Below are 11116 nucleotides of genomic sequence, written 5' to 3'. Positions count from 1 at the left end.
GAGCCAGAGCCAGAGCCAAGCAATGAGCCAGAGCCAGAGCCAAGCAATGAGCGTGACTATGAGTTTGACTCTTTCTCGCTTGATGAGCTGGGCGAGTTTGGCGAAGACGACGCACTAAGCGCTGCGCTCGAAGAGCAGCGAGAGCTAGAATCTTATTTAGATGAGCAGCAAGAGGGTGACGTCGCCAAGGAAACGCCTGAGCGTGATGAGCGAGATATCAGCGATCTCGACGATGACGATCACCAAGTGGGTGGCTTAAACATGGAGGCACTGCTCTCCGAGTCAGACGATGACACGCCACTGGATCTTTCCTCACTGTCCGATGAAGAAGCGGCAGTGTGGCAAGCTGATAATGAACCTGAGCCTGAAGCAGAGAGTGAAGACTGGAGTCAACAGCCCGCCATCGATCCGGCGTCATTGGAAACCTTTGAACTCGAGGAAGCCTTAGATGAGGATCTTCTGAGTGAGGGAGAAGCAGAGAGTGAGCTGATTGGTGAAGAGCAAGAAGAAGATGACTACATCAGCATTGAGGAGCTCATGCGAGATGATGGTTCTACGCCAGATATCGATCCTGATAAAGCGGAAATGAATCTGAATGTGGGTTTAGATGAGTTTCCTGATGTGTTAGAAGATATCAGTGCCATTGATGTGGATGGTGATACCGCGAGTACTGAAGCATCGACGAATCTTGACCTTGCCAAAGCGTACTTGGAAATGAACGATATCGATGGGGCGATTTCTTTGCTCGAAAAAGTGATGCAGTCGGGCAACAAGGCCTTACAGCAAGAAGCACGTCAGTTGCTAGAACAGCTGAGGTAGTGAAAAAACAGGTAGCGAATGCTGCCTGTTTCTTTATGGCGGCAGTGATGGCCAAGCACGCGCTTTTCACCTGCAACTCGAGGGCTTTATGGGTATAATGCGGCGCCTTATTGACGAGTAACGAGAAGGCAGGGCATGAGATTCGCGTTAGGCATTGAGTATGATGGCGCTCAGTTTTACGGTTGGCAGAGGCAACGAGAAGTCACCAGTGTACAGGAACACCTCGAGCGTGCTTTATCGACGGTCGCCAATCACCCTGTCGCCGTACAGTGTGCGGGACGTACCGACTCTGGCGTGCATGGAACAGGACAGGTAGTGCACTTTGACACTGATAATCAGCGTCCATTAAAAGCTTGGACCATGGGTGTCAATGCGAACTTGCCGGATCCGATTGCGGTGCGATGGGCGAAGCCTGTGACAGACGAGTTTCATGCCCGTTTTAGTGCGACCGCGCGACGCTATCGTTATGTGATTTATAATCATCCCTTGCGCCCGGCGATCTTAGCCAAGGGAGTCAGTCACTATCACGCTGAACTTGATGAAACCTTAATGCACCGAGCGGGTCAGTATCTCCTTGGGGAGAATGATTTTTCCTCATTCCGTGCCGCTCAGTGTCAATCGAAATCCCCTTGGCGGAATGTGATGCACTTATCGGTCAACCGTCAAGGACGCTTTATCGTGATTGATATTAAAGCCAATGCGTTTGTGCATCATATGGTACGCAATATTGTGGGGAGCTTAATGACGGTCGGTCGTCAAGAGCAGCCGCCTGAGTGGATGGCTTGGTTGCTGGCACAAAAAGATCGTACCCAGGCGGCTGCGACCGCGAAAGCTGAAGGCTTGTATCTGGTTGAGGTGGACTACCCCGACACATTTGGGTTGCCTCGTTCACCCATTGGCCCCCTGTTTTTGCCGGATTAGGTGATTGTGGCGGCAAGTACGCTGTACTCATAAAGCACGGAGAAAGAATAGGTAGTACCAGTTTTTTATCCCAAGTCTGACAGACTTGTGATTTAATTCGGTCTAATTTGTTACGAATCCAAGATAGTTGTCCGTTCGCGAGAGCTATCACTAAGTAAAGGTTGTCCATGAGCTGGCTAGAAAAAATATTAACCAAAAGTAATATTGGTTCATCACGCAAGGCGTCGATTCCAGAGGGCGTGTGGACCAAGTGCACGTCGTGTGATCAAGTTCTCTATCACGCGGATGTCGAGCGTAACTTGGAAGTCTGTCCAAAGTGTGAACACCATATGCGCATGCCAGCACGCCGCCGGCTCGACGTGTTTTTGGATAAAGACGGGCGTGAAGAGATTGCCAGTGAGCTTGAACCCAAAGATGTGTTGAAGTTTCGCGATTCGAAAAAGTACAAAGATCGTTTAGCGTCGGCGCAAAAAGCAAGTGGCGAAAAAGACGCCCTGGTGGTCATGAAAGGCAGCGTGCTTGATGTACCCGTGGTGGCCTGCGCCTTTGAGTTTAAATTTATGGGTGGCTCGATGGGAGCCGTTGTGGGCGCTCGCTTTGTTAAAGCCGTGGATGCGGCGATTGACAATAACTGCGGTTTGGTGTGTTTTTCTGCCAGTGGCGGTGCGCGTATGCAAGAAGCGCTCACGTCACTGATGCAAATGGCCAAAACAAGTGCCGCATTGGAACGCCTTTCTCGCCATAACCTGCCGTTTATCTCAGTATTAACCGATCCGACTTACGGTGGCGTGACGGCCAGTTTTGCCATGTTAGGTGATATCAATGTGGCCGAGCCTAGAGCGATTATCGGTTTCGCGGGGCGCCGAGTGATTGAACAGACCGTGCGTGAGAATCTTCCTGAAGATTTCCAAACCAGTGAGTTTTTGCTAGAGCATGGTGCGATTGACATGATTGTCGATCGCCGAGAAATGCGTCAACGCTTAGCGGGTCTGCTTGCCAAATTGAATAATCGTCACTCACCACTGGTGGTCGATGTAGAACAAGGCAAGCCTGATCTTGAGCCTGAAGCGGCACCGCCTTCTCAAGAGCAATAATTGACCGTGTCCCACGGCGCTATCCTTGGTATCATTTACCCATCATGGAGTAACTGACCAAGCCAATGTCTGAACAACAACACCCAACAGCCACGTCCTCTTTAACGACGTGGCTGTCTTATCTCGAAAGCATCCATACCCGTGCCATCGATCTTGGCCTTGAACGCGTCGCGGCAGTGGCCGAAAAAGCGCAACTGACTAAGCCAGCGCCGACAGTGATTACCGTCGCGGGAACCAATGGTAAAGGCACAACCTGTGCGCTGCTAGAATCGATTTTGCAGCATGCGGGTTATCGCACCGGTGTCTATAGCTCCCCGCATCTCATTCACTATAGTGAGCGCGTGCGCATTAATGGCAAACGGCTAGACGATGCCGCGCACAGCGAAGCGTTCGCGACGATTGAACAAGCGCGTGGTGATACGAGCCTGAGCTTTTTCGAGTTCGGCACCTTGGCCGCATTGCACTTGTTCAAGCAGCATTCGCTGGACGTGGTTATTTTAGAAGTGGGTCTAGGTGGACGCCTCGATGCCACCAACGTGGTGGAGCATGACGTATCGGTGATCACCAGCCTCGCGCTCGATCACTGTGATTGGTTAGGGGATGACATTAACCAAATCGGCTACGAAAAAGCAGGGATTTTCCGAGCAGGTAAACCCGCTGTTTGCGGTCAGCCCTCTCCACCGGCGAGCGTGGCTGCACATGCTGACAGCATTGGCGCCGAGCTACACCAGTTGGGCTATCAATATCAATATACGCTCACGGATAATACCTGGTGTTGGGCGGCAGGGGCGTTTGAGCTGACGGCGTTGCCTATCCCGGCAATACCGTTACAAAATGCCGCCACTGCCTTGATGGCTTTGGGGGTTGCCGAGCTGGAGATCGCAGACACACACATCTCTGACGGGTTAGCCTCGGTGTCGGTACCCGGGCGAATGCAGGTTGTTGCCAATGCGCCTTACACTGTGTTTGACGTTGCTCATAATCCGCACGCGGCCGCTTATTTGGCAGAGAAGTTGGCTGAGTGCAAAGCGGAACGCGGCGGACACGTGCATGCGGTGGTGGCCATGTTGTCCGATAAAGACATGGCGGGTACCTTAGCCTGCTTGGACGGAATCGTGGATCACTGGTATCCGGCATCGTTATCTGTGCCTCGAGGTGCACCCGCCGACAGCTTGCCTGTGCCGGCATCACAACAGTTTGCATCACCCAGTGAGGCTTATCAGCAGGCATTAAAACATGCTGAACCTGCGCGAGACTGTGTGGTCGTATTTGGGTCGTTTCATACCGTTGGGCAGGTAATAAGCGCGCTTAACTAAAACGGAGTCATTGTGGCCAGTAAGTTACAAAAAAGAATCGTGGGTACCTTGGTGTTGGTGTCTATCGGGGTGATAGTGCTGCCAGATGTGCTTGATGGCAAAAAAGAGCATTATCAAGAGAGCTATGAAAGTATCCCACTACGGGATGATTTTGATAGTGAGGTGAGCCAAGCACCGATTAAAGCCCCACAAGTGGTTGAGGTGGACGCGCCAGACACCAAGGTAAAAGAGCGTCAGACAAACGAATTGGACAACGAGCCTGCGCCTAAACCGGCGTCTAGCGACACCGCCTCTTCGTCAGCCAGTGCTCAAGAAGGGGCGTGGATGATTCGGCTTGGCACCTTTCGCAACCAAGACAACGCCCGACGTTTGGTCAAGCAATTACGCGAAAAAGGCTACCAAGCACATATCTTACCCAAAGCCATCCAACCGGGTGATTTAGCCAAGGTGGTCGTGGGGCCTCACGTCTCTAAATCGGCGTTAGAATCGCAACTGACTGATTTGCAATCTTTGACAGGATTGAAGGGTCAATTGCGTAAATTTGACCCACTCACCCAATAAGAAAACGTTTGCGTGAGCATTTTTTCTGTTAGAATGCGCACGTCTCGAGCAAGTGAATACGATGAATTGGATTGATTACCTCATTATTGGCGTCATTGGTTTTTCGGCGCTAGTTAGTGTGATTCGAGGCTTTGTTAAAGAAGCATTGTCATTGGTGATATGGTTTGGTGCGTTTTTTATCGCCAGTCAGTTTTATACGCAACTGGCGGTTTACCTGACCAATATTGAAGATGCCGTTATTCGTAATGGTAGCGCAATAGCCTTATTGTTCATTGCCACCTTAATCGTGGGGGCGGTGGTCAATTATGTGATTGCTCAGTTGGTAGAGAAAACCGGGTTGTCTGGTACCGATAGGGTGCTGGGTATGGTGTTTGGAAGTGTGCGTGGTGTACTCATTATTGCCGCAATGCTCTTCTTCCTGGATGCCTTTACGTCGGTCGCTCACACCCAAGCATGGGGGCAGTCGCAACTTATTCCTAACTTTGCGGTAGTGATTGAATGGTTTTTCCACTATCTCGAGAACAGTTCCAGTTTCTTACCTGAGATCGCCGGATCTTAGGATGATATTCGCGTAACAAGGAATCGCTGACATGTGTGGTATTGTTGGAATCGTTGGTAACACCCCGGTCAATCAGTCCATTTATGATGCACTGACGGTGCTACAACACCGGGGACAGGATGCAGCCGGGATTGTCACTATTGACGACAATCGTTTCCGGCTTAGAAAAGCCAATGGTCTGGTAAAGGATGTGTTTCAACTTAAGCATATGCAGCGCTTACAAGGCCAAGTGGGTATTGGGCATGTGCGTTATCCAACCGCGGGGAGTTCGAGTGCGTCAGAAGCGCAGCCGTTTTATGTCAACTCGCCTTACGGTATTACCCTGGCGCACAATGGTAACCTCACCAATGCCCAAGACTTGCGTCAGTCGCTATTCGAGAAAGATCGTCGTCACCTGAATACCACCTCTGATTCTGAAATCCTGCTTAACGTCCTTGCCCACCAGTTATCAACCGCGACATCGCATCCATTAACGGTTGACGATATGTTTGCCGCGGTGGCGTCGGTGCATCGCCAAGTGTCGGGGGCTTATGCGGTCGTGGCCATGGTCATTGGTCATGGTGTGATCGCGTTCCGTGACCCTAAAGGCATTCGGCCACTCTGTTTAGGTAAGCGCGATACGGAGGCGGGCACTGAATACATGGTGGCGTCGGAGACAGTGGCGTTGGATGCGGTCGGGTTTGATTTTGTCCGTGATGTGGCACCCGGTGAAGCTATCTATATCACGCTGGATGGGCAACTGCATACCAGTCAATGTGCGGATACGCCGAGTTTAAACCCCTGTATCTTTGAATTTGTCTACTTCTCTCGCCCTGACTCCTTTATCGATAAGGTTTCCGTGTACGGCGCGCGTATTCGTATGGGCCAAAAACTGGGGGCTAAAATTCAACGTGAGTGGGATGACGCTGACATTGATGTGGTGATCCCAATTCCAGAGACCTCTTGTGACATCGCTTTGGAGATTGCCCAAGTGCTGGGTAAGCCTTACCGCCAAGGCTTTGTCAAAAACCGTTACGTCGGGCGGACCTTTATTATGCCTGGGCAACAAATGCGTCGGAAATCGGTGCGCCGTAAACTCAATGCCATTCGTTCTGAATTTAAAGACAAGCGCGTTTTGTTGGTCGATGACTCGATAGTGCGCGGCACCACCTCGGAGCAAATTATCGAAATGGCGCGCGAGGCGGGAGCAAAAGAAGTGTATATGGCATCAGCCGCTCCCGAAGTGCGTTTTCCTAACGTCTATGGCATCGACATGCCCAGTGTCAACGAGCTGATCGCCCATGGCCGTGAAGTTGATGAAATTGGTCAACTGATTGGTGCAGATGGTTTGGTCTACCAAGATCTTTCTGACTTGGTGGCGGCGGTTGGCGAAGCGAACCCAGCTATTGAGCGCTTTGAGACATCCGTATTCAGTGGTGAATATGTCACCCAAGATGTCGATCAAGCTTACCTCGAGTATATACAAAGCTTGCGTAACGACGATGCGAAAACGGTACGCGAGCAGCAGCAAGAGCTAGCGAACTTAGAGATACATAACGAGGACTAACTGAAAACGCCGCGACAGTTATCGCGGCGCTTTTCACTGTGAGCCTGCTACGCCCATGTTGACTAATGGGTAAAGACAGGCCCCATGCCGACATTCCACAGGATGACCGAGGCAGCCAGAATCGCGACCAGCAATACTAACCCGCAAGTGACGACAGAGCTGGCATAGATGAATCCTCGCTCTTCAGGGATCTCCATCAATATCGGAACCCCCGTGTAGAGGAGGTAGACAGAGTAGGCAATACCAATCAAGCCGACGATCATCACAAACCACACCACTGGGTAAAGCGTGGCGAGTCCCACCATAAAGATTGGCGTTGCGGTATAGGCTGCCAGTTCAAGACACTGGGTGTAAGTCGGAGCGGAACCGAACGTACGACTCATCCATAATGTGAGATAGGCCAACGCCGCGACACCGCCCAACAAAGCAAGATACATGGCACTGGCGATGAACAGGGCGCTTTGCGGGGTCATAAAGATGGGATCCCCCGCGCCGATTTGCCAACCAATGTGGACGCTCGCGTAGTAGGCACAAACAGGCGGGATTAACGCGAGTAACAACGCGTGACCAATGCTGTTTGAAGCGGCCTCGTGGCGCTCGCCAATCGCTTTCCATTCCTTTTTGGGATGGGTATATAACCCTAGTAAATGACTCAAAATCATAGTAACCCCGCTCGTTATTCCCTCAGTGAAGTCAGGTGCAACGGTTGGCGCACGACGCCTCAAGTAACTGCTTCTTCTCTGCTCGTATGCGGAGGATAGATGCCGTGTACACTCTTCTTTAGTAACGAATAGTTGTTGGTACCTGAATTGGCAAGTTTTCTTCTCGACAAAAATCGCCTTTCTGCGCATGGCTCACTGGCGCGATATTGAGATAATGCCGATATACATTCTTGTGATAGACATCATGTATTAATTGTTACAAGTCTTACTTTTAATACAGAGTAGCGTACTCTTATAGTGTCATTGATTTTCAAGCCTTTTTTATGCTGCCGATAAATGGCTTTGACGGCTCACCTGCTTGAATGCTAAGAAAATTATTATTTTAAACAGCTGTTTATAGAGCGCTTCTGAATTAAATCTCATTAGCGATCACAGGTGTGCCTGAATTCAACTACGATTAGTGCAGTGAGAATGAAAACAGCCGCTGCTTTGCAGTCCTGGAGGAGAGCGTCGTGTTGCATAATAAAGAGATCTTAATCGTCGAAGATGATCCCGTCTTCAGTCGGATGATTGCGTCTTTTCTCGAAAGAGAGGGAGCGGTAGTACGTGAGGTCGAAAATGGTTTAGAAGGGTTGCAAGCGCTGAGGCAATCGATTCCTGACTTATTGATCAGTGATCTATCGATGCCGGTAATGACAGGCTTAGAATTCGTTGAGGAGGTGAGCCTTGAATACCCAATGCTACCTATGATCGTGATCTCTGGCACCGGGGGGATGGCAGATGTAGCTCAAGCGCTTCGCTTTGGGGTGAAGGACTTTTTGATCAAACCGATCGAAGATATCAATGTGGTCAAAAAAGCCATCGAAGCGGTGGTTGATGATGCCAACGACGATGTACACGCCAGCGATGATTTTAGTCAACAATGGTTTAAGGTGAGTGAGGACGCGGATCGCGGCGCATCAGAGACGGAACTGAAATGGCACCTTGATGCCTTACGCCACAACCCAGGTAGCGCACGTGAACTATTAATGGGGTTGATGCCAGAACCCGACTCGCAACAAGGTGCTTGGCGTCTTTCCTATCACTCACTGCAATCGGCAGATACCAACCCCATTGTGTTGGATTATGCATGGTTGATGGGCGGGAAAATGGCATTTTATGTGGTCGACTCTGCCTCGGCAGAGGAAGACGGTACCGCGACCACCTTGATGATCCGTGCGTTTTTTAATGATTTTGTCCGCTCAGGTGATGTTAATGAAAGAGGGTTTCTCACCCTGGTAAAACGGATCGAGGATGCGATTCGCGCCTCAGCCTATACGTCGCCGGTTCGTGCGATGTTCGGTGTGCTAAACACCGCCGATAATCAGCTTGATATTTTACCGGCGGGGATAAAAGCCACGGTGGATAGCTGCGGGTCGACAAGCCTGGTTCACAATGATCACTGGTTGGGGCGCGATGCGTTCTCGAGCCAGTTTCAAAGTGTTGATCTTCAATCAGGTGATGCACGTGTGTCATTGAGTGAAGTGGGCTTGAACAGTTTCAGTGTCGATATTCAAAAAATCGCTTAACGACCCAGCGATGCAATGTCGAATTGTCAACCCTATGTAAAGGTGAGTGGCCGTGATGGGTGCTCACCTTTGTTGCTGTGCGGGCTTAACATCCGTATACTTTCGTCGCTCTGGACAGGCTGCTACTGGCGATAGACATCAGGGACAGAACGACATGAAACATTGGTATCTACTTTATTGTAAGCGCGCGGAACAGCAACGCGCAGAGCAAAATTTGAAGCGCCAAGGCGTTGATTGTTACTACCCGATAGTGACTGTGGAAAAGCTGCGTCGTGGTAAGTGTCAGCACGTTGAGGAGCCGCTCTTTCCCAACTATATTTTTGCCGGTTTTGATCCCGACCTTGTGCAGTATACGAGTGTTCGCTCCACGCGTGGTGTGGTTGATTTCGTTCGCCAAGGTGCGTATCCCATCAAGGTCGACTTGGCATTGATTCAACAACTGATGACGATAGAAGACTGTGACGAACAACGCGACGCGCTCTACCAAGGCTTCAAGCCCGGACAGTCGGTGATGATTGAAAAGGGGCAGTTTGCAGGCACGGAAGCGATCTTCAAAGAAAAAGACGGCGAGAAGCGCTGTATTTTGCTGATAAATATGCTTAGCAAGCAAACTGAACTTCATATCGATAACGCCGATATCAGTGCTTCCAGATAACCCGCTCTCCCGGTTTGGCTGCTACACTCGTTAAGGGGACAGTTTAAAGTAGGGGAGGCAGTCGTTGGAGTCGGTACTTATCGTTGAAGACAGCCGGTCGTTTCGCATGCTGGCTGAGCAGCAGGTGAAAAAAGCGGGGTTTGCCCCCGTGACCTGTACCTGCCTGGCTGAAACACGGGATGTGCTAGCTCACAACACCCCCTTTCTCTGTGCGATCCTCGATTATAATCTGCCAGACGCTCACCACGGCGAAGTCATCGATTTATGTTTATCCGCAGGGCTTAAAGTGGTTGTCCTCACCGCCTCGCAAAGTGAGAAAACGCGTGATGAGATCCTATCAAAGCCCGTTATTGATTATATCCTCAAAGACAGTAGTCATTGTATTGATGCGGTTTGCCGACTCATTAAGCGTTTAGCTGACAATCAAGGCCATCGTGTGCTGGTGGTGGATGACTCAGCCTCGATACGTCAACGTATCTCTGCGTTGTTGGCGCGCCAGTATTTAACAGTATTGGAAGCAGAAAATGGTGAACAGGCACTTGACGTGGTGGAAAAAACGCCAGATATATCGCTGGTTATCACTGATTACGACATGCCTAAAATGAATGGTCTTCAGCTTGTATCTGCACTTCGCAAGAGAGATACCGAGTGTTCCCAGGCGATCATTGGCTTGTCTGGACATCATGATAGTGCGCTAACGGCACGCTTTCTCAAAGCAGGGGCCAACGATTACCTGCCCAAACCGTTTAATCAGGAAGAGTTTTTCTGTCGCGTTCATAGCTGCTTGAATGCGATTGATATCGAATGGCGGTTATTTCTTTTAGCCAATACAGATTTTCTCACGCAGCTTTGTAATCGACGCTATTTCTTTGAGCGAGGGGAGCAGCTGGCGACTGAGGCGCGTAAGCATCTAGCGATTATTGATATTGATTATTTTAAACGCATTAATGATGAGTTTGGTCATCATATCGGTGACGATGTGTTGGTTGAGATCGCGCAAATGCTGGCAGACGCTTTCCCGGAGGACACGGTCGCCCGCTTGGGGGGAGAAGAGTTTTGTGTGTTATCACTTGGTGATTTGGCGGTGTTTCAGCAATCGTTAGACACGTACCGCCAATCGGTGGCTGATCGCCCCATACAGGTGTTAGATCAGACGCTGAAAGTTACGGTGAGTATTGGCGTGGACTCGCAAGCTGCTTCTCTTTCACGCCTTTTACACATGGCTGATAAAGCCTTGTATCAGGCAAAAGCGTCTGGTCGAAATCAAATGGTGGTATATCAAGGGTAAATGGCTGCATTGCCTAAAAAATGATACGAAATAACGCATAAAGTGTACGCTCAGTTGTAGGTGTTGCGTCAAATTTCTGCGAGATATGTGTCATTGTTGAGAAATTTGCGCAATTTCTGTCTACACG

Annotated in this window: 11 protein-coding genes; 10 read left to right on the top strand and 1 reads right to left on the bottom strand. The window is 50.2% G+C overall.

The window, feature by feature from the left end; all coding sequences use genetic code 11:
• From BGL48_RS07460 to purF, 7 genes are all read left to right on the top strand, one after another.
• The coding region (locus tag BGL48_RS07460; protein ID WP_304441059.1) for a FimV/HubP family polar landmark protein at window positions 1-819 on the top strand (819 nt) is incomplete at its 5' end.
• 135 nt (window positions 820-954) lie between these two features.
• Window positions 955-1740 carry a tRNA pseudouridine(38-40) synthase TruA gene (gene truA / locus BGL48_RS07455; protein WP_069362067.1) on the top strand — a complete coding sequence of 262 codons (786 nt, stop codon included), beginning with the start codon at window positions 955-957 and terminating at the stop codon, window positions 1738-1740.
• 167 nt (window positions 1741-1907) lie between these two features.
• The gene (gene accD / locus BGL48_RS07450) at window positions 1908-2834 is read left to right on the top strand and encodes an acetyl-CoA carboxylase, carboxyltransferase subunit beta (RefSeq protein ID WP_069362066.1); all 927 of its coding nucleotides are present in this window, start codon (window positions 1908-1910) and stop codon (window positions 2832-2834) included.
• Between the two features lie 65 nt (window positions 2835-2899).
• A complete protein-coding gene (gene folC, locus BGL48_RS07445; RefSeq protein ID WP_069362065.1) occupies window positions 2900-4150 on the top strand; it encodes a bifunctional tetrahydrofolate synthase/dihydrofolate synthase in 1251 nt (416 codons plus the stop codon).
• 12 nt (window positions 4151-4162) lie between these two features.
• Window positions 4163-4711 carry an SPOR domain-containing protein gene (locus tag BGL48_RS07440; RefSeq protein ID WP_069362064.1) on the top strand — a complete coding sequence of 183 codons (549 nt, stop codon included), beginning with the start codon at window positions 4163-4165 and terminating at the stop codon, window positions 4709-4711.
• Between the two features lie 61 nt (window positions 4712-4772).
• Window positions 4773-5270 (top strand): CvpA family protein, encoded by a 498-nt coding sequence (locus tag BGL48_RS07435; RefSeq protein WP_069362063.1) that lies wholly within the window; start codon window positions 4773-4775, stop codon window positions 5268-5270.
• Window positions 5271-5301: 31 nt separating this feature from the next.
• Entirely contained in the window at window positions 5302-6816 is a 1515-nt protein-coding gene (purF, locus tag BGL48_RS07430) for an amidophosphoribosyltransferase (protein ID WP_069362062.1), read from the top strand.
• Between the two features lie 62 nt (window positions 6817-6878).
• On the opposite strand, the gene BGL48_RS07425 is transcribed toward purF, so the two are convergent.
• A complete protein-coding gene (locus BGL48_RS07425) occupies window positions 6879-7478 on the bottom strand; it encodes a Yip1 family protein (RefSeq protein ID WP_046075248.1) in 600 nt (199 codons plus the stop codon).
• A 512-nt stretch (window positions 7479-7990) separates the two neighbouring features.
• On the opposite strand from BGL48_RS07425, the gene BGL48_RS07420 reads away from it, so the two are divergent.
• From BGL48_RS07420 to BGL48_RS07410, 3 genes are all read left to right on the top strand, one after another.
• On the top strand, window positions 7991-9046 hold the full coding sequence (locus BGL48_RS07420; protein ID WP_069362061.1) for a response regulator: 1056 nt from the start codon (window positions 7991-7993) through the stop codon (window positions 9044-9046).
• A gap of 154 nt (window positions 9047-9200) precedes the next feature.
• Entirely contained in the window at window positions 9201-9701 is a 501-nt protein-coding gene (gene rfaH, locus BGL48_RS07415; RefSeq protein WP_069362060.1) for a transcription/translation regulatory transformer protein RfaH, read from the top strand.
• Between the two features lie 64 nt (window positions 9702-9765).
• Window positions 9766-10989, top strand: coding sequence for a GGDEF domain-containing response regulator (locus tag BGL48_RS07410; RefSeq protein WP_255377353.1), 1224 nt, complete (start codon window positions 9766-9768; stop codon window positions 10987-10989).
• Window positions 10990-11116 lie beyond the last annotated feature (127 nt).

The organism is Salinivibrio sp. SS3 (assembly GCF_001722105.1).
In the GTDB taxonomy this organism is placed as follows: Bacteria; Pseudomonadota; Gammaproteobacteria; order Enterobacterales; family Vibrionaceae; genus Salinivibrio; species Salinivibrio kushneri.
Note: the sequence above shows the minus strand (reverse complement) of the source record. Positions and strands in the feature narration are given on the sequence as shown.